Origin of the sequence: Sphaerotilus sp. FB-3 (assembly GCF_023706025.1) — a bacterium.
Classification (GTDB): Bacteria; Pseudomonadota; Gammaproteobacteria; order Burkholderiales; family Burkholderiaceae_C; genus Sphaerotilus; species Sphaerotilus sulfidivorans.
This window is the reverse complement of record NZ_BQWE01000016.1, coordinates 21,607-38,457: the sequence shown is the minus strand read 5'-3', so window position 1 is coordinate 38,457 and position 16,851 is coordinate 21,607. Positions and strand designations below refer to the sequence as shown.

21 protein-coding genes are annotated in these 16,851 nt (G+C 68.9%); 5 read left to right on the top strand and 16 right to left on the bottom strand.

Translation table 11 applies throughout. The features are described 5' to 3' along the window. Nucleotides 1-361 precede the first annotated feature (361 nt). Genes accB through NFT33_RS08415 form a run of 4 tightly spaced genes read left to right on the top strand, consistent with a single transcriptional unit; the run spans nt 362 to nt 4,693 of the window. Nucleotides 362-826, top strand: a complete 465-nt coding sequence (gene accB, locus NFT33_RS08430; protein WP_220786891.1) for an acetyl-CoA carboxylase biotin carboxyl carrier protein — start codon at nt 362-364, stop codon at nt 824-826. Between the two features lie 13 nt (nt 827-839). Beyond that, nucleotides 840-2,195, top strand: coding sequence for an acetyl-CoA carboxylase biotin carboxylase subunit (gene accC, locus NFT33_RS08425; RefSeq protein ID WP_149502328.1), 1,356 nt, complete (start codon nt 840-842; stop codon nt 2,193-2,195). Next, nucleotides 2,195-3,124: a 50S ribosomal protein L11 methyltransferase gene (prmA, locus tag NFT33_RS08420; protein WP_037480923.1), complete on the top strand. Its 930-nt coding sequence runs from the start codon at nt 2,195-2,197 to the stop codon at nt 3,122-3,124. Before accC ends, prmA begins: the two co-directional genes overlap by 1 nt. A gap of 27 nt (nt 3,125-3,151) precedes the next feature. After that, nucleotides 3,152-4,693 (top strand): zinc-ribbon and DUF3426 domain-containing protein, encoded by a 1,542-nt coding sequence (locus tag NFT33_RS08415; RefSeq protein ID WP_251674587.1) that lies wholly within the window; start codon nt 3,152-3,154, stop codon nt 4,691-4,693. A gap of 6 nt (nt 4,694-4,699) precedes the next feature. On the opposite strand, the gene NFT33_RS08410 is transcribed toward NFT33_RS08415, so the two are convergent. The 11 genes from NFT33_RS08410 to rplC all read right to left on the bottom strand — a co-directional run bounded on the left by NFT33_RS08410 (nt 4,700) and on the right by rplC (nt 10,146). After that, nucleotides 4,700-5,206 carry a peroxiredoxin gene (locus tag NFT33_RS08410; RefSeq protein WP_220786893.1) on the bottom strand — a complete coding sequence of 169 codons (507 nt, stop codon included), beginning with the start codon at nt 5,204-5,206 and terminating at the stop codon, nt 4,700-4,702. 124 nt (nt 5,207-5,330) lie between these two features. Continuing rightward, nucleotides 5,331-5,603: a 30S ribosomal protein S17 gene (rpsQ, locus tag NFT33_RS08405; RefSeq protein WP_037480918.1), complete on the bottom strand. Its 273-nt coding sequence runs from the start codon at nt 5,601-5,603 to the stop codon at nt 5,331-5,333. Then, on the bottom strand, nt 5,600-5,800 hold the full coding sequence (gene rpmC, locus NFT33_RS08400; protein WP_037480916.1) for a 50S ribosomal protein L29: 201 nt from the start codon (nt 5,798-5,800) through the stop codon (nt 5,600-5,602). Before rpmC ends, rpsQ begins: the two co-directional genes overlap by 4 nt. Nucleotides 5,801-5,815: 15 nt before the next feature. Further along, a complete protein-coding gene (rplP, locus tag NFT33_RS08395; protein WP_149502325.1) occupies nt 5,816-6,232 on the bottom strand; it encodes a 50S ribosomal protein L16 in 417 nt (138 codons plus the stop codon). 12 nt (nt 6,233-6,244) lie between these two features. Further along, nucleotides 6,245-7,069: a 30S ribosomal protein S3 gene (gene rpsC / locus NFT33_RS08390; protein ID WP_037480912.1), complete on the bottom strand. Its 825-nt coding sequence runs from the start codon at nt 7,067-7,069 to the stop codon at nt 6,245-6,247. Between the two features lie 16 nt (nt 7,070-7,085). Then, a complete protein-coding gene (rplV, locus tag NFT33_RS08385) occupies nt 7,086-7,415 on the bottom strand; it encodes a 50S ribosomal protein L22 (RefSeq protein WP_037480910.1) in 330 nt (109 codons plus the stop codon). A 12-nt stretch (nt 7,416-7,427) separates the two neighbouring features. Then, a complete protein-coding gene (rpsS, locus tag NFT33_RS08380; RefSeq protein ID WP_037480908.1) occupies nt 7,428-7,703 on the bottom strand; it encodes a 30S ribosomal protein S19 in 276 nt (91 codons plus the stop codon). Nucleotides 7,704-7,716: 13 nt separating this feature from the next. Then, nucleotides 7,717-8,541: a 50S ribosomal protein L2 gene (rplB, locus tag NFT33_RS08375; RefSeq protein WP_037480907.1), complete on the bottom strand. Its 825-nt coding sequence runs from the start codon at nt 8,539-8,541 to the stop codon at nt 7,717-7,719. Further along, nucleotides 8,541-8,855 carry a 50S ribosomal protein L23 gene (gene rplW / locus NFT33_RS08370; RefSeq protein ID WP_037480905.1) on the bottom strand — a complete coding sequence of 105 codons (315 nt, stop codon included), beginning with the start codon at nt 8,853-8,855 and terminating at the stop codon, nt 8,541-8,543. Before rplW ends, rplB begins: the two co-directional genes overlap by 1 nt. After that, nucleotides 8,852-9,475 carry a 50S ribosomal protein L4 gene (gene rplD / locus NFT33_RS08365; protein WP_037480903.1) on the bottom strand — a complete coding sequence of 208 codons (624 nt, stop codon included), beginning with the start codon at nt 9,473-9,475 and terminating at the stop codon, nt 8,852-8,854. Before rplD ends, rplW begins: the two co-directional genes overlap by 4 nt. After that, entirely contained in the window at nt 9,475-10,146 is a 672-nt protein-coding gene (rplC, locus tag NFT33_RS08360) for a 50S ribosomal protein L3 (RefSeq protein WP_149502324.1), read from the bottom strand. Before rplC ends, rplD begins: the two co-directional genes overlap by 1 nt. Nucleotides 10,147-10,346: 200 nt before the next feature. Here rplC and speD point away from each other — a divergent pair, with 200 nt between their 5' ends. Next, a complete protein-coding gene (gene speD / locus NFT33_RS08355) occupies nt 10,347-10,742 on the top strand; it encodes an adenosylmethionine decarboxylase (RefSeq protein WP_251674584.1) in 396 nt (131 codons plus the stop codon). Here speD and NFT33_RS08350 read toward each other — a convergent pair. From NFT33_RS08350 to NFT33_RS08330, 5 genes are read right to left on the bottom strand one after another with little or no spacing between them, the layout of a single operon-like run. Further along, complete coding sequence (locus NFT33_RS08350; RefSeq protein WP_309296133.1) at nt 10,687-12,294, bottom strand: FAD-dependent oxidoreductase; 1,608 nt, start codon at nt 12,292-12,294, stop codon at nt 10,687-10,689. The genes speD and NFT33_RS08350 overlap by 56 nt on opposite strands. Continuing rightward, nucleotides 12,291-13,877: a polyamine aminopropyltransferase gene (locus NFT33_RS08345; RefSeq protein WP_376744138.1), complete on the bottom strand. Its 1,587-nt coding sequence runs from the start codon at nt 13,875-13,877 to the stop codon at nt 12,291-12,293. The genes NFT33_RS08350 and NFT33_RS08345 overlap by 4 nt, the downstream gene beginning before the upstream one ends. Further along, nucleotides 13,874-14,089 carry a DUF350 domain-containing protein gene (locus NFT33_RS08340; protein ID WP_149502321.1) on the bottom strand — a complete coding sequence of 72 codons (216 nt, stop codon included), beginning with the start codon at nt 14,087-14,089 and terminating at the stop codon, nt 13,874-13,876. Before NFT33_RS08340 ends, NFT33_RS08345 begins: the two co-directional genes overlap by 4 nt. Before the next feature lie 19 nt (nt 14,090-14,108). Beyond that, the gene (locus NFT33_RS08335) at nt 14,109-15,737 is read right to left on the bottom strand and encodes a DUF4178 domain-containing protein (RefSeq protein ID WP_251674580.1); all 1,629 of its coding nucleotides are present in this window, start codon (nt 15,735-15,737) and stop codon (nt 14,109-14,111) included. Nucleotide 15,738: 1 nt separating this feature from the next. Beyond that, nucleotides 15,739-16,785: an SPFH domain-containing protein gene (locus NFT33_RS08330; RefSeq protein WP_251674578.1), complete on the bottom strand. Its 1,047-nt coding sequence runs from the start codon at nt 16,783-16,785 to the stop codon at nt 15,739-15,741. Nucleotides 16,786-16,851 lie beyond the last annotated feature (66 nt).

Sequence of the window (16,851 nt, the reverse complement as noted above, 5' to 3'; positions counted from 1 at the left end):
GCACCTCGTGGCATCATCGCGCCCCCCCGCGCCATCCGGCCGGTTCCTGCCCGATCGCAAATTCGTTGCATCGCTGATCGACTTGAAACGAAAAGCGCGTAAAGTCGGGGCTTCCTCCAGAAACTCGCGGTATCCATGCATATCGGCAGCCTCCAGAGCTTCCCGTCGGTCCGTTCCGCGCATTCCCGCGGGATGCGGCCCGACCTCAGCGATACCGCGCCGACCCGGGCCGGCCGACGGCCTTTCCACACGGACACGACCTGAACCGGCGCCTGCGCGCGCAGCAGGCCGACCGCCCTGGCGCGGCGCCTGCACGGTCTCCCGTCGTCCACCGCAACCCAAGAATCCCGGAGCCTCCTCCATGGACCTTCGCAAGCTGAAGACCCTGATCGACCTGGTGTCGGAATCCAACGTCTCCGAACTCGAGATCACCGAAGCCGACGGCAAGGTGCGCATCGTCAAGCAGAGCCCGACCCAGGTCGTGGCGATGCCGGCGCCGGTCTATGCCAGCGCGCCCGTGCCGGCGCCAGTCGCCGGCGCGCCCGCTGCAGCACCTGCAGCCGCAGCGCCGGCCGCAGCCGCCGAGATCAGCGGCAAGGTGGTCAAGTCGCCGATGGTGGGCACCTTCTACCGCGCCTCCAACCCCGGCGCCAAGCCGTTGGCCGATGTCGGCGCCGCGGTCAAGAAGGGCCAGGCGCTGTGCATCATCGAGGCGATGAAGATCATGAACGAGATCGAGTCCGAGTTCGACGGCACGATCACGAAGGTGCTGGCCGAGAACGGCCAGGCCGTCGAGTACGGACAGCCGCTGTTCATCATCGAATAACAGGGCCTGCGCCATGTTCAAGAAGATCCTGATCGCCAATCGCGGCGAGATCGCGCTGCGGATCCAGCGCGCCTGCCGCGAGATGGGCATCCAGGCGGTGATCGTCTATTCCGAGGCCGACCGCGACGCCAAGTACGTCAAGCTCGCCGACGAGGCGGTCTGCATCGGACCGCCCCCGTCGCAGAAGAGCTATCTGCACATGCCGGCCATCATCTCGGCGGCGGAAGTGACCGACGCCGAGGCCATCCACCCCGGCTACGGCTTCCTGTCCGAGAACGCCGACTTCGCCGAGCGCGTCGAGAAGAGCGGCTTCGCCTTCATCGGTCCGCGCCCCGAATCGATCCGGCTGATGGGCGACAAGGTCTCGGCCAAGGACGCGATGATCAAGGCCGGCGTGCCCACCGTGCCCGGTTCGGCCAGCGCCCTGCCCGATGATCCGAAGGAGATCATCCGCATGGCGCGCGAGGTCGGCTATCCGGTCATCATCAAGGCCGCGGGCGGCGGCGGCGGTCGTGGCATGCGGGTGGTGCACAGCGAATCGGCGCTGATCCACTCGGTCGAGACGACACGCGCCGAGGCCGGCTCGGCCTTCAACAACCCGGCCGTCTACATGGAGAAGTTCCTCGAGAACCCGCGCCATGTGGAGATCCAGGTGCTGGCCGACCAGCACGGCAATGCCGTCTGGCTGGGCGAGCGCGACTGCTCGATGCAGCGCCGCCACCAGAAGATCATCGAGGAGGCGCCGGCGCCGGGCATCCCGCGCAAGACGATCGAGAAGATCGGCGAGCGCTGCGCCGCCGCCTGCCGCAAGATCGGCTACCGCGGCGCGGGCACCTTCGAGTTCCTGTACGAGAACGGCGAGTTCTACTTCATCGAGATGAACACCCGCGTGCAGGTGGAGCATCCGGTGACCGAGCTGATCACCGGCATCGACATCGTGCAGCAGCAGATCCGCATCGCCGCCGGCGAGCCGCTGCCCTTCACGCAGAAGCAGATCGGCCTGCGCGGTCATGCGATCGAGTGCCGCATCAATGCCGAGGATCCGTACAAGTTCATCCCGTCGCCGGGTCGCATCTCGGTCTGGCACCCGCCGGGCGGTCCGGGCGTGCGCGTCGACTCGCATGCCTACAGCAACTACATGGTGCCGTCGAACTACGACTCGATGATCGGCAAGATCATCGTGCACGGCGACACCCGGGAGCAGGCGATGGCGCGCATGCGCAGCGCGCTCAGCGAGATGCTGGTCGAGGGCATCAACACCAACATCCCGCTGCACCGCCAGCTGATGGCTGACGCCGCCTTCATCGCCGGCGGCACCAACATCCACTACCTCGAAGGCTGGCTGGCCGCACGAAAGGCGGCGCTGTGATGATCGAGCTGGTGCTGCTGGCCCGCGCCGACCAGGTCGACGCGCTGAGCGACGCGCTGACCGACGAACTCGACGCGCTGGCCGTCACCGTCGAGGACGCCGATGCCGACACGCCCGACGAGGCGCCGATCTTCGGCGAGCCGGGCATGCCGGCGACGCTGTCGTCGCAGATCGGCGGCTGGCAGCGCTCGATCGTCAAGGCGCTGTTCACCGACGAGGATGCCGCCACCGAGGCCGCCACGCTGCTGCTGGCGCAGGACGACGACAGCGGCGCGACGCTGTTCGACGATCTGCACATCCACGGCCTGCAGCCGGTGGCCGACCAGGACTGGGTGCGGCTGACGCAGTCGCAGTTCGAGCCGGTGCTGATCACCTCGGACTTCTGGATCGTGCCGTCCTGGCACAAGGCGCCGGAAGGCGCCACCCGCGTGATGCGGCTCGATCCCGGCCTGGCCTTCGGCACCGGCACGCATCCGACCACGCGCATGTGCCTGCGCTGGATCGCGCGCCATGCCGACCTGTCGGCGCCATGGCCGCGGGTGCTGGACTACGGCTGCGGCTCGGGCATCCTGGCCATCGGCGCCGGGCTGCACGGTGCGACCGGCATCGACGCGGTCGACATCGATCCGGCGGCGGTCGAGTCCAGCCGCGCCAATGCGGCAGCGAACGGCGTGAGCCTGAACCGGGTCGGCCTGCCTGACCAGGCCGAGGGTCTCTATCCGGTCGTGCTGGCCAACATCCTGGCCGCGCCGCTGAAGCTGCTGGCTCCGCTGCTGAGCCAGCATGTCGCGCCGGGCGGCTCGCTGGTGATGGCCGGCCTGCTCGAGCGCCAGATCGAGGATCTGCAGGCGGCCTACGCCCCCTGGCTCGCGCTGGAAGTGGCAGATCGTGAAGAAGGCTGGGTCCTGCTGAGCGGCCGACGCCCCTGATCCGGGGGCGGATGGCATGATCCGGTCATGAGCCTGGCTACCTCCTGTCCCTCCTGTGGCACCGTCTTCCGCGTCCAGCAGGATCAGCTGAAGACCTCCGAAGGCTGGGTCCGCTGCGGCCAGTGCCAGGAGGTCTTCAACGCGCTCGAAGGCCTGTTCGACCTGGACCGGCGCGAGACCTCGGGCAGCAGCAGCCGCCAGGCGCCCCCGGATCTGGCCCGCCCGACCGCCATGCCCGACCCGAACGATCCGGCCTGGGCCGAAACCCGGCCGGCGATGTTCTCGGGCCGTGACAGGACGCCCCCCTCCGCACCGCCACCGCCCGTGCCGCCTCGGCCGGCTCCGGCGCCGCCGCAGGTGCGCATCAGCACCCGGCAGATGGGCACCTGGGATCCGACTGCGCAGGACTCCGGCCTGTCGATGGCACCGACCCAGCCCGACACCGGTTCCTGGCGGCTGCTGCGCGATCCCGATGATCCGGCCCGACCGCTCTCAGAGGCCGACGACAGCCTGCTGATGCCCGCCCCTGCGGAGCCCGAGCTTCGGGAGTCCCGGGAAGATTCCGGCTATCCGGCCACCACGCTGGAATTCCGCTCCGAAGCCTTCAGCGCCTTCGCCAGTGCCCGGCTGGATCAGCACCAGGGACGGCCGGATGTGGATCTGTCGCTGCCGATCAGTGCGGCACCCGCCGAACCGATCCAGCCCGTCGAAGCGGCCACACCCGCTGCGCCTGTTGCGCCTGTTGCGCCCCTTGTGTCCATCGAACCGGCGGAGCCGATGCCGGCCGCACCGCCGCCTGACGACAAGCCCGCGGCCACGCCGGATCCGGAAGCTGCGCCGCAGCCGGCCCCGGAGACGGCCCCGAGCCCTCAGCCTTCGCCGGACCCGTTCGAGAAGACGCTCGACCTGAGCGGGGAAGCGATGCCGCCTGCGCTGTCACGGCAGGGCGAGCAGGAAGAGGCAGAAGCCGCCAGCAGCACCAACACCAGCGCAGGCGCAACCGCAGCGGCAACGACCGCGGCCGTGCAGCCGCCATCACCGCCTGCGGTGCAGGTCGATCCGGAGCCGACGCTGGACTTCATCCGCAAGGCCAACAGCCAGGCTCGCTGGCAGCGCCCGTGGGTGCGTGGCGCTCTGGGCGCCTCGGCGCTGCTGCTGGGGCTGGGACTGCTGGCGCAGATGGGCACGCACTGGCGTGATCTGGCCGGGGCACGCTGGCCCGCGCTGAGCCCGGTGCTCGAGGCGCTGTGCCAGTGCCGGCTGCAGGCGCCGCGGCAGCTCGAGGCGCTGGTGGTGGACAACACCACGCTGAAGCGCCCTCAGGAGAGCGCCGGCTTCCAGCTCGGCGTGACCCTGCGCAACAAGGCGACGCACCGCATCGCCGCGCCGCACATCGAGCTGAGCCTGACCGACACCCGCGGCCAGGTGGTGCTGCGCCGGGTGCTGTCACCGCAGGAATTCAGGCAGCCTGACATCCTGCAGGCACAGGCCGATGCGACCTGGCTGCTGGACTTCAGCAGCACAGACAGCCGCATCACCGGCTACACGCTCGCGGCGTTCTATCCCTGAGCAGGATCAGGCGCGTGCCTGGGCCAGCAGCGTCGCTGCATCGCTGACCTCGAACTTGCCCGGGCCCTCGATGTTCAGCGTGCGCACCACGCCGTTGTCGACCAGCATCGAGTAGCGCTGCGAGCGCACGCCCAGGCCCTTGGCGGTCAGGTCCAGCACCAGGTCGACCGCACGGGTGAAGTCGGCCGAGCCGTCGGCCATCATGCGCACCTTGCCGCCAGCGGCGTTCTCGCGGCCCCAGGCGCCCATCACGAAGGCGTCGTTGACCGACAGGCACCAGATCTCGTCGACACCGGCGGCCTTGAACTCCTCGGCAGCCTGCACATAGCCGGGCAGATGCTGGGCCGAGCAGGTCGGGGTGTAGGCACCGGGCAGCGCGAAGATCGCGATCTTCTTGCCGGCGCAGGCCTTGGCCACGTCGAAGGCGTTCGGTCCGAGCGAGCAGCCGTTGCCCTCGACCTCGATGTATTCGTAGACGGTCGCGGACGGCAGGGTGTCACCGATCTTCAGCATGATGGTCATCTCCAATGAAAAAAACCGACCGCCAGTATCCCAGCGTGCCGGTTCTTGTGTTGACCGGGATCAAAAGACCCCGGAAAACATGCGATAACGATGGATCGCTGCTGATCGCGAAAGATCAGACCAGACGAGCCTTCTCGACCAGGCGGGTCACGACCCAGCTCTTGGTCTTGGAGATCGGACGGCCTTCGGCGATCTCGACCAGGTCACCCATCTTGTAGTCGCCGTTTTCGTCGTGCGCATGGTACTTGCGCGAACGGGCGACGATCTTGCCGTACAGCTCGTGCTTGGCGCGACGCTCGACCAGGACGGTGACCGTCTTGGCGCGCTTGTCGCTGACCACGCGACCGACCAGGGTGCGCGTGTTCTTGGTGGCTTGGGCTTCGCTCATTGCGCGGCCTCCTTCTTCTTCTCGGCCAGGATGGTCCGGGCGCGAGCGATGTCGCGGCGGGTCTTGCCGAGCAGGGTGTTGTTGGCCAGTTGCTGAGTGGCCTTCTGCATGCGCAGGCTGAAATGGGCCTTCAGCAGATCGCTGATTTCCTTTTCGAGCGCAGCGACATCCTTGGCGCGGAGTTCAGATGCTTTCATTCAATCTCTCCCGGCTCAGGAACCGAACTGGCGGGTCACGAAGGTGGTGCTCAGCGGCAGCTTGGCAGCAGCCAGCGTGAACGCCTCGCGAGCCAGCTGCTCGGGCACACCGTTGATCTCGTACAGCACCTTGCCCGGCTGGATCTCGGCGACGTAGTACTCGGGGTTGCCCTTGCCGTTACCCATACGCACTTCGGCCGGCTTCTGCGAAATCGGCTTGTCCGGGAAGATGCGGATGAAGATGCGGCCACCGCGCTTGATGTGGCGGCTGATGGCACGACGGGCGGCTTCGATCTGGCGAGCGGTGATGCGGCCACGCTCGGTGGCCTTCAGTCCGAACTCGCCGAACGACACCTGGGCGCCACGGGTGGCGACGCCGGTGTTGCGGCCCTTTTGTTCCTTGCGGAACTTGCGACGCGAAGGTTGCAACATTCCTTGTTCTCCTTAAGCGGCCGGCGTGCGGACCACGCGCTTGACAGCGCCATCGGCACCGCCCGCGTTCGCACCACCGCCACGGCGGTCACCACGGTCACCATTGCCACGCGGACCACGGCGCTCGCCCGGACGGTCGTTGCGCGGGCCACGGCGGCGGCGGTCGTCTTCCGGACGCTCTTCGCGTGCGGCAGCCGGCAGCTCGCCATTGGCCAGGCGGTCACCCTTGTAGACCCAGACCTTGACGCCGATGACGCCGTAGGTGGTCTTGGCTTCGGCGAAGCCGTAGTCGATGTCGGCGCGCAGCGTGTGCAGCGGCACGCGACCTTCGCGATACCACTCGGTACGCGCGATTTCGATGCCGTTCAGGCGACCGCCCGACATGATCTTGATGCCCTGGGCACCCAGACGCATGGCGTTCTGCATCGCGCGCTTCATCGCGCGGCGGAACATGATGCGCTTCTCGAGCTGCTGGGTGATCGACTCGGCGATCAGCTGGGCATCGGTTTCCGGCTTGCGCACTTCCTCGATGTTGACGGCCACCGGCACGCCCATCATCTTGGCAAGTTGCACCTTCAGGTTCTCGATGTCCTCGCCCTTCTTGCCGATCACGACGCCCGGACGCGCCGAGAAGATCGTGATGCGGGCGTTCTTGGCGGGGCGCTCGATCAGGATGCGCGAGACAGCGGCGTTCTTGAGCTTCTTCTTCAGGAACTCGCGAACTTCGATGTCTTCGGCCAGCATCACGGCGAACTGGCGGTTGCCAGCGTACCAGCGCGACGACCAGTTGCGGGTGACCGGCAGGCGGAAACCGATCGGATGGATTTTCTGTCCCATGGTTCTCTTTCCTGCCTCAGTTGCCGACGGTCACGTAGATGTGAGCGGTGGGCTTGCTGATGCGGTTGCCGCGGCCCTTGGCACGGGCGGTGAAGCGCTTCAGCGTGGCACCCTGCTCGACATAGATCGAGGTGACGCGCAGCTCGTCGATGTCCGCGCCATCGTTGTGCTCGGCGTTGGCGATCGCGCTTTCCAGCGCCTTCTTGATGATGCCGGCGGCCTTCTTCTGCGTGAACGTCAGGATGTTCAGCGCTTGGTCGACCTTCTTGCCACGGATCATGTCGGCCACCAGGCGACCCTTGTCGCAAGAGAGGCGCACGCCGCGGACGACTGCTTTCGTTTCCATCGTCAGGACTCCTTAGCGCTTGGCCTTCTTGTCCGCGGGGTGACCCTTGAACGTGCGGGTCAGTGCGAACTCGCCGAGCTTGTGGCCGACCATCTGGTCGGTCACGTACACCGGCACATGCTGGCGACCGTTGTGAACGGCGATCGTGATGCCGATGAACTCGGGCAGGATCGTCGAACGACGCGACCAGGTCTTGACGGGCTTCTTGTCCTTCGTGGCAACCGCCTTCTCGACCTTGGCGAGCAGGTGATGGTCGACGAACGGACCCTTCTTCAGCGAACGAGACATGTCGTGCTACCCCTTATTTCTTGCGACGCGACACGATCATGTTCTGCGTGCGCTTGTTGTTGCGGGTACGGTAGCCCTTCGTCAGGGTGTTCCACGGCGAGACAGGTGCCTGGCCTTCGCCGGTGCGACCTTCACCACCACCGTGCGGGTGATCGACCGGGTTCATGGCGGTGCCGCGAACGGTCGGACGGATGCCCTTCCAGCGGATCGCGCCGGCCTTGCCGTACTGACGCAGGTTGTGTTCTTCGTTCGACACGGCGCCGATGGTGGCGCGGCAGTCGATGTGGATCTTGCGGACTTCACCCGAGCGCAGGCGGACCTGGGCGTAGGTGCCTTCGCGAGCCATCAGCGTGACGCTGGCACCGGCCGAACGCGCGATCTGCGCGCCCTTGCCCGGCAGCATCTCGACGCAGTGGATGGTCGAGCCCACGGGGATGTTGCGGATCGGCAGCGTGTTGCCGGCCTTGATCGGCGACTCGGCGCCGCTGATCACGGTCTGGCCCACTTCCAGGCCACGCGGCGCGATGATGTACGAGCGCGCGCCGTCGGCGTAGCACACCAGAGCGATGTGAGCCGTGCGGTTCGGGTCGTACTCGATGCGCTCGACCTTCGCGGGGATGCCGTCCTTGTTGCGGACGAAATCGACCACGCGGTAGTGGTGCTTGTGACCACCGCCCTTGTGACGGGTGGTGATGTGGCCGTTGTTGTTGCGGCCGGCATTCTGCTTCTGCGGCTCCAGCAGCGAAGCTTCCGGCTTGCCCTTGTGGAGGTGCTTGTGCACCACCTTCACCACGGCACGGCGGCCAGGCGAAGTCGGTTTGACCTTGACGACAGCCATTACGCGGCCTCCCCGGAGAAGTTGAGTTCCTGGCCTTCCTTCAGGGACACATAGGCCTTGCGCACGTTGTTGCGACGACCCGGACGGCCGCCGAAGCGCTTGGTCTTGCCCTTCTGGTTCAGCACCTGCACCGACGCGACCTGCACGCCGAACATCTGCTCGACAGCGGCCTTGATCTCGGGCTTGGTGGCGTCCTGGAGGACCTTGAACATCACCTGGTTGTGCTTCTCGGCGACGCTGGTGGCCTTTTCCGAGATGATCGGCGCGACGAGCACCTGGGCCAGACGGCCTTCTTCGAACTTCAGTGCGCTCATGCGAACATCTCCTGCAGCTTGTCGATCGCGCCCTTGGTGACGACGACCTTCTTGTAGAAGACCAGCGACAGCGGATCAGCGTAACGCGGCTCGACGACCAGCACGTTGGCCAGGTTGCGGGCGGCCAGGAACAGGTTCTCGTCGACCTGGTCGGCGATGACCATGACGTGTTCCAGGTTCATCGCCTTCAGCTTGGCGGCCAGCAGCTTGGTCTTCGGGGCCTCGACCGACAGCGAGTCGATCACGACCAGACGGCCTTCGCGGGCCAGCTGCGAGAAGATGGCGGCCATGCCGGCGCGGTACATCTTCTTGTTGATCTTGTGCGAGAAGTTCTCGTCCGGGCTGTTCGGGAAGATGCGACCGCCCCCGCGCCACAGCGGCGACGAGGTCATGCCGGCGCGAGCGCGGCCGGTGCCCTTCTGGCGGAACGGCTTCTTGGTCGAGTGGTGAACCTGCTCGCGGTCCTTCTGGGCGCGGGTGCCCTGGCGGGCATTGGCCTGGTAGGCGACGACGATCTGGTGGATCAGCGACTCGTTGTAGTCACGTGCGAACACGGCGTCGGCGGCCTCGACCTTCGACGCGGCCTGACCCTGCTCGTTCAGGAGTTCCAGCTGTGCCATCAGTTGGCTCCCTTCTTGACCTTGACCTTCACGGCCGGGCGCACGGTGACGAAGCCACCCTTGGCACCCGGAACAGCGCCCTTGACCAGCAGCAGCTGGCGAGCCTCGTCGACGCGGACGACGTCGAGGTTCTGGGTGGTGACGGTCTCGTCGCCCATGTGGCCGGTCATCTTCTTGCCCGGGAACACGCGACCCGGATCCTGCGCCATCGAGATGGAGCCCGGGACATTGTGCGAACGGCTGTTGCCGTGCGAGGCGCGCTGCGAACCGAAGTTGTGGCGCTTGATCGTGCCGGCGAAGCCCTTGCCGATCGAGGTGCCCTGCACGTCGACCAGCTGGCCGGCGGCGAACAGCGTGGCCGACAGCGAGGCGCCCGGCTTGTACTCAGCGGCGACTTCCGGCGCGACGCGGAACTCTTCCAGCAGCTCGGCGCCTTCGACACCGGCCTTGGCCAGGTGACCGGCTTCCGGCTTGTTGACGCGCGAAGCCTTGCGGGTACCAAACGCCACTTGCAGGGCGGTGTAGCCGTCGGTTTCCACGGTTTTGACCTGGGCAACGCGGTTGTTGGACACGTCCAGCACGGTCACGGGCACGGTGTCACCGTCGTCCGTGAAGATGCGCATCATGCCCACCTTGCGGCCCAGCAACCCGAGGCGATTGCTAAGACTCATGGTTCTTCTCCAATAACCCGACAGCGATTGGCCGGGCTGACCTGTCTGGCTGCACGCTCAAGTCCCGCCAAAGGCAGGCCTGCTCGCGCAACGGCGAAATGGGGCGCAGGAATCCCAACGCCCGAAAAGCTCGCGAGTATCGCACAGACACCCCTGACCCGCAAGGCATGTGTATGCTAGCCGCATGACGGACCCGCGACATGGACGGACTTCACCTCTGCGCCGAGTGGCATGACTGCGCCGCGACGGCGCTGCTGCGCGATCGCGACACGCTGCGCGAGGCCGGCGTGCGCGCCGCACGCGAGGCGGGCCTGAGCGTCGTCGGCGAGGTCTTCCACGCCTTTCCCGAGCCCGGCGGCGTGACCGGCGTGGTGCTGCTGGCCGAGTCGCACCTGGCGCTGCACACCTGGCCGGAGCTGGCAGCGGTGACGCTCGATGTCTATGTCTGCAACCGCTCGGGCGATCACTCCCGGCAGGCGCGGCAGGTGCTGGCCACGCTGCGGGCGATGCTGAGCCCGGCCCGCGTCGAGGAGCGCGAGATCATGCGCGGCGCGCTCGGTCGGCCACCCGCTGGCCCGCCAGCGAGCCCAGCGTGAAGGCCTCCTCGAAGACCGAGTAGCCCGCCAGATCGCCATGTGCCAGCGCGACCCGGCCCGACAGCCGGGCCAGTGCCTGGTGCGCTGGCGCCGAGCGCGTGCCGGGCAGCGGAATGCGCATCGCATGACCGTGGCGAGCCAGCTCGATGCGGCGCAGCCGGTCGGGCAGGTCAGGGTGCAGCGGCAGCAGGTCGGCCAGCACCCGCTGCGCCCACGGGCGCCAGTCCGCACCCCGCAGCGCCGGCCGCTCGGCCGGGGACAGCGGCAGGTAGGCGGTCAGCACGGTCGGGCCGGCATGCGAGCGCATCGACTGGTGCATCGCGTCGACATAGCCGAGCGAGGCGGTGCCGAAGGCGACGCTGTCCCAGGCGGGCGGCGCGCCGACGCGCTGCAGCAGCGGCGCGTCGAGATGCAGGTTCGCCACCAGCCACGGCGCGTGGCGGGCCTGCGCCGCCGTCTGGCGCAGCGCCTCGGGCGCCTCAGGCCACAGCCGCGCCGCGACATGCAGCGGCAGCGCCAGCACCACCCGATCGGCCTGCCAGGCTTCGAGGCGATCGGCCAGCGCATCCCAGACCTGCAGCTGCACGCCCTCGCGCTCCTCGTCCAGCCGCAGCGCGACCCGGCCGGTGTGCAGCCGCCCGGCCGCGAAGGGCGCCGCCAGCCGCCGCGCCAGCCAAGCATTGCCCTCGGGCCAGGTGAGCACGGGCTCACGCTCGGCATCCGCATCGCCCGGCGCATGGAAACCGTGGCGGCTGGCGAAATAGTGCAGCCCGGCCCAGGCCGAGACGGTCGCGGCATCGGCGCCGTAGTCGTCGCGGCAGCTGTAGTCGAGGTACCAGCGCAGGGCGGGCTCGTCGAGTCCGTGCGCATCCAGCCAGGCGGCGAAGGTCTGCGACTCCAGCGCGGCCTGCGCGGGCGTCCACGGCGTGCGCAGCGCCGGCATCGAGAAGCCGACCTGCCGCTGCGCCTCGGCGACCCGACGGGCAAAGCTACGGTACTGCGCCAGCAGGCGACTGCCGGGCTCGGCCGGCGGCAGCAGGCCCTCATGCCATTCGCCGTCGATGAAGAGCCGCTCCTGCGGCGCGTGGCACAGGTGGCGCTCGTCCCAGTGCCAGCGGCCGTGCGCCACCTGCGCCAGGCCGAAGTCCTGCAGCAGCTCGCGCACCTCGGCCGCCGCCGCGCCCGGCACCGGCAGGTAATGCGCGCCAAGCGGACAGTCGAAGCCCGCCAGCCGATGGCCGCGCGAATGGCCGCCCGCCTCGTCCTCCAGCTCGATCAGGTGCACGTCGTCGATGCCGGCGCGCTCGATCGCACGCGCCGCCGCCAGCCCGGCGATGCCCGCGCCCACCACCAGCACGGCGGCCCGCCGCGTGAGGGCGGGCGCCGGCAGTGCACCGGACCTGGCGCCGCCGATCTCGCGCAGCCGGTGGCCGCGCGCGGCCGGGTCCGCACCAATCCAGCCGCCGTCCAGCGCCGGCAGCGCGGCGTCGCAGCCGGCCAGACCGGACCCGGCCACCGCAGCCAGCCCGGCCAGCAGCTCGCGGCGCCTCAATGCGGCGCCCCCCATTCCTGCTCGAAGAGCCGCACCAGGCGCTGGTCGGACAGGCGGTTCGGCATCTCTTCGGTGCGCGCCATGTCGGGCGGGAAATGGCGAAGCGTGGCCATCCCCTCGGGCGTCAGGAAACGCAGCCCCGCCGGCAGCGCCGTCGGGGCCCGCCACGGCCGCCGGCTGGCGACGATGAAGCCCCACTCGCCGAAGCTCGGCACCAGCGCGTGGTAGGGCATCGTCTTCAGCCCGACCGCCTCCAGCGTCGCCGCCACCGTCCAGAAGCTGCGCCGCGCCACCAGCGGCGAGGTGGTCTGCACCACCATGAAGCCGTCGGCGGCCAGATGCTGGTCGACGATCTGATAGAAGCTCGTCGAGTAGAGCTTGCCGAGCGAGAAGTTGCTCGGATCGGGAAAGTCGATCACCACCACATCCCAGACCGCCCCGGCATCGCGCTGCGACTCCAGCCAGGTGAAGGCGTCGGCATGGACCACCGTGACCTTCGGCGAGCGCAGCGCGGCGGCATTGAGTTCGACCAGCCGCGGCTCGGTCGAGAACAGCCGCGTCATCTGCGGATCCAGCTCGACCAGCGTGACCTGCTCGACCGAGGGATATTTCAGCACCTCGCGCACCGCCAGCCCGTCGCCGCCGCCCAGCACCAGCACCCGGCGCGGCGCGGCGTGCGCGGCCATCGCCGGATGCACCAGCGCCTCGTGGTAGCGGTACTCGTCGCGGGCGTGGAACTGCAGGTTGCCGTTGAGGAAGAGCCGGATGCCCGCGCGCCCGCCGGTCACGACGATGCGCTGGTAGTCGCTCGACGAGGCGTGCAGGATGCGGTCGCCGTAGAAGCGGTCCTCGGCCCAGGCGGTCAGCCGCTCCGAGCCGGCCAGCGCCAGCAGCAGCAGCCCGATCACGCCGGCACAGGCCAGCGCCAGCAGCCGCACGCGGCGCAGCTCGCCCCGGAACAGCCACAGCGCCCACACCGCCACGCCCGCGTTCATCAGCCCGAACACCAGCCCGGTGCGGATCAGCCCCAGATGCGGCACCAGCAGCAGCGGAAACGCCAGCGCCACCGCCAGCGCGCCCAGGTAGTCGAAGGTCAGCACCTGCGACACCAGATCCTTCAGCGCATAGCGCTGGCTGAACTGGCGCTTGAGGATGCGCATCACCAGCGGGATCTCCAGCCCGACCAGCGCGCCCACCAGCAGGACCAGCCCGTACAGCAGCGTGCGAAAGGCGGTGTCGGCGCCGCTCGGCAGCAGGTTGTGCGCGACGAACAGCCCGGCCGGCATCAGCCCGCCGACCAGCCCGACCAGCAGCTCGATGCCGAGGAACTGCGCCACCAGCTGGCGCTCGACGAAGCGGCTCAGCCACGAGCCGATGCCCATCGCGAACAGGTAGGCGCCGATGACGGTCGAGAACTGCAGCACCGAATCGCCGAGCAGATAGCTCGCCAGCGCCCCTGCCGCCAGCTCGTAGACCAGCCCGCAGGCGGCGATCAGGAAGACCGAGGCCAGCAGCGTGACCTCGGCGGGCGAGATGCGCGCGTCGGCGCCAGCCGCGGCGCGGGCGTCGGCCGGCACGCTCACCCGTGAATGGCCGCCGCCACGATCTGCCCGATCGCGATGAACATCGCGCCGACGACGATGGCCAGCGCCAGGTTCTTGTGCTCGACGATCTCCTCCCAGAGCTTGTAGGGCGTGAGCTTGTCGATGACGATGAAGCTGATCCACAGCACCGCCACGCCGATGAGGGCGTAGAGGATGGAGCCGAGGATCACGGCGGGCTTGAGCATCTCCATGGGGACTCTCCGGTTGAGCTTACTTGTGGCCGCCGCCCCCGCCACCGCCGCTGCCCCACGATCCGCCGTAGGCGCCGCTGCCGGACGAGGTGCGCTGGCGTGCCAGGCATTGCTGGTATTCGGCGCTGGCCGGGCCGAAGGTGCTGCGGATCTCGTCGCAGCGATCCTCGCTGCAGCGTGCGATCAGCAGCACGACGAACAGGATCAGCAGGATCAGGATGATGACACCGGCGCAGCCCAGGCCGCTGCCCTTGGCGCCGGCCGCCACCGGCGCGGCATCGCGCCGCAGCGCCGCGCCGGCCTGCGCGTCCAGCCCGAAGGCGCTGGCCACCGCCCGCGCCTCCAGCGTCTCGCCGGCCGACCAGGTGATCTCGCCGCCGCCGGGGCCGGTGGTCTGCTCGCGGCTCAGGCGCCTGCGGCGGTTCGGGCCCTCGCCTTCGTAGTCGGTGACCTCGACCGGCTCGTCGCGGCGGATGCGCCAGTAGAACTCGCCGATCACATGGACCGTCTTCGCGCGGTAGTGCCAGCGCCTGGCATGGCGGGCGCCGGCCCAGGTCGCGCGGTCGCCCTGCACCACCGGCACGCCGGTCAGCGGTCGCACCCAGCTCCAGCCCTCCTCGGTGTCGACCAGGAAGACGAAGCCCTCGGTCGGGTGGTAGAGCAGGTATTCGCGCCAGAAGGTCTGCTCGTCGTCGCTGCCCGGCGCGGGCAGGTCGCAGCGCTCCAGGTAGCCGACCACCTGCCAGGGCAGCGGCTGCGGCGCGCCCAGCGCCAGCGTGCCGACCGTGCCCAGCGGGATCTGCGGCTCGGTGACCGCGTTCTGCGCGAAGTGCGCCAGATCGGCACCGACGCCCTGCGACACGTCGACCACCGCGCGGCACTGGCCGCAGGTGACCGACTGGGTGCTGTCCAGCCGGATCTCCAGCGAGGCGCCGCAGCTCGGGCAGTCGATGCTGCGGCCGGCCAGCGTCTTCTCGCTGCCCAGGCCGCGCAGGCCGGCGAGCTGCAGCTCCGCCAGCCGCACCGCGCGGCCGACCGACCAGTGCGGCCGCGCCGGCTCGGCATAGTCGAGCGTGCCGACCTCGTCCTGGGCATTGCGCAGGTCGGCGATCACGAAGGCGTGATCCGGCCCGGCGGGCTGCGGCGGGCGCGGCAGCTCGCCTTCGGCGGCATGCACATGGGCCTGCACCACCGAGGCGACCTCCCAGGCGCGTCCGTCGATCAGCGCCTTCTGGCCGGGAAACAGCGTGCCGGCCTGCGGCACGCGGTCGTTCAGGGGCCGGTCCAGCGCCAGCACGTAGGCGCCGTTGTCCTCCGACAGCCAGGCGCTGCGCAGCCCCTGGCCGAGGTCGCTGGCATCGAACAGCGCATGCCACTCGGTCCAGCGTCCGTCGGCATAGGCGTACTGGAGGCGCCCGACCAGCGTGAAGGCCAGGCCCTGCCAGCGCCCGGTGACACCGAGCTGCAGCGGCGAGTGGTCGTCGAACAGCTCGGCGCTCTCGCCGATGCGGCGCAGCGCCTCGCCCTCGCGCACCAGCGTCGAGCGGCAGTAGCCGCACACCGCGCTGGCCGAGGCCGCCGAGCGGAACTCGACCGGCGCGCCGCAGTTCGGGCAGGCCGCGCGGTAGGCGCGGTAGGTCTCGGCCACCTCAGACCAGCTTCTTCAGCAGCTCGGTCTTCTTGGCGGTGAACTCCTCGTCGGTGAGGATGCCCTTGGCCTTCAGGTCGGCGAGCTTCTCCAGCGTGGCCATGATCTCGTCGGGCTGGAGCGCGACGACCGGCGCGGCCGCGGGCACTGGTGGTGCCGCGGCGGCGGGCGGCTGCAGCCCTTGCTGCATCGCCTGCGCCATCGTCTGCCCCAGCGCCATGCCGGCCCCGAGACCCATCGCGTCGCCGGCGATGCCGCTGCCCTGGCCGGCGTTCTCGGCGAACTTCGGGAGGGCCTGCGCGGCCTGGTACTGCATGAACTGACCCATGTTCTGGCCGATCATGCCCATACCGATCTTCTGGTCGAGAATCTTCTGCAGCTCCTCCGGCAGCGAGATGTTCTGCAGCGTCACCGTCTCCAGGCTCAGGCCCAGGCGGGCGAACTCGGGCGCCGTGACCTCCTTGAGCCGCGCGGCGAACTCGACCTGGTTGGCCGCCAGGTCCAGGAAGGGAATGCCGGACTGCGCCACCGCATCCGACAGGTGCTGCAGCAGGAAGCCGCGCAGCTGGCCGTCGATCTCGGCGGCGGTGTAGCGCTCACGCGTGCCGGACACCTCCTTCATGAAGGCACGCGGATCGACGAGCCGCCAGGCGAAGTTGCCGAAGGCGCGCAGCCGCACCGCGCCGAAGTCACGGTCGCGGATCGTCACCGGCTGCTGCGTGCCCCAGCGCTGATCGACCTGCTGGCGGGTGCTGAAGAAATGGAGATCGCTCTTGAAGGGCGAGGCAAAGAGCTTGTCCCAGTTCTTCAGGTTGGTCAGCAGCGGCAGCGTCTGCGTCGTCAGCCGGTGCAGGCCGGGGCCGAAGACATCGGCCACCTGGCCCTCGTTGACGAAGACCGCCATCTGCGACTCGCGCACCGTGAGCGACGCGCCGTTCTGGATCTCGTTGTCGGCCATCGGGAAGCGCCAGGCCAGCGTGCCGTCGCCGGTCTCGGTCCACTCCAGGACATCGATGAACTGCTTGCGGATGAAATCGAACAGCGACATGGCGCACTCCGGACGGACAGGGGGAGAGGTTCTGATCAGGATCATACGCAGCCGACAGGAAATTCA

Coding starts and splice junctions, on each gene's coding strand:
- rplP (WP_149502325.1), bottom strand. CDS start 6,232: ATGTTGCAACCTTCGCGTCGCAAGTTCCGCAAGGAACAAAAGGGCCGC.
- rpmC (WP_037480916.1), bottom strand. CDS start 5,800: ATGAAAGCATCTGAACTCCGCGCCAAGGATGTCGCTGCGCTCGAAAAG.
- rplV (WP_037480910.1), bottom strand. CDS start 7,415: ATGGAAACGAAAGCAGTCGTCCGCGGCGTGCGCCTCTCTTGCGACAAG.
- rpsS (WP_037480908.1), bottom strand. CDS start 7,703: ATGTCTCGTTCGCTGAAGAAGGGTCCGTTCGTCGACCATCACCTGCTC.
- NFT33_RS08340 (WP_149502321.1), bottom strand. CDS start 14,089: ATGGAGATGCTCAAGCCCGCCGTGATCCTCGGCTCCATCCTCTACGCC.
- accB (WP_220786891.1), top strand. CDS start 362: ATGGACCTTCGCAAGCTGAAGACCCTGATCGACCTGGTGTCGGAATCC.
- speD (WP_251674584.1), top strand. CDS start 10,347: ATGGACGGACTTCACCTCTGCGCCGAGTGGCATGACTGCGCCGCGACG.
- NFT33_RS08330 (WP_251674578.1), bottom strand. CDS start 16,785: ATGTCGCTGTTCGATTTCATCCGCAAGCAGTTCATCGATGTCCTGGAG.
- rplB (WP_037480907.1), bottom strand. CDS start 8,541: ATGGCTGTCGTCAAGGTCAAACCGACTTCGCCTGGCCGCCGTGCCGTG.
- prmA (WP_037480923.1), top strand. CDS start 2,195: ATGATCGAGCTGGTGCTGCTGGCCCGCGCCGACCAGGTCGACGCGCTG.
- rplD (WP_037480903.1), bottom strand. CDS start 9,475: ATGGCACAGCTGGAACTCCTGAACGAGCAGGGTCAGGCCGCGTCGAAG.
- accC (WP_149502328.1), top strand. CDS start 840: ATGTTCAAGAAGATCCTGATCGCCAATCGCGGCGAGATCGCGCTGCGG.
- NFT33_RS08410 (WP_220786893.1), bottom strand. CDS start 5,206: ATGCTGAAGATCGGTGACACCCTGCCGTCCGCGACCGTCTACGAATAC.
- NFT33_RS08415 (WP_251674587.1), top strand. CDS start 3,152: ATGAGCCTGGCTACCTCCTGTCCCTCCTGTGGCACCGTCTTCCGCGTC.
- rplW (WP_037480905.1), bottom strand. CDS start 8,855: ATGAGCGCACTGAAGTTCGAAGAAGGCCGTCTGGCCCAGGTGCTCGTC.
- rpsC (WP_037480912.1), bottom strand. CDS start 7,069: ATGGGACAGAAAATCCATCCGATCGGTTTCCGCCTGCCGGTCACCCGC.
- rpsQ (WP_037480918.1), bottom strand. CDS start 5,603: ATGAGCGAAGCCCAAGCCACCAAGAACACGCGCACCCTGGTCGGTCGC.
- rplC (WP_149502324.1), bottom strand. CDS start 10,146: ATGAGTCTTAGCAATCGCCTCGGGTTGCTGGGCCGCAAGGTGGGCATG.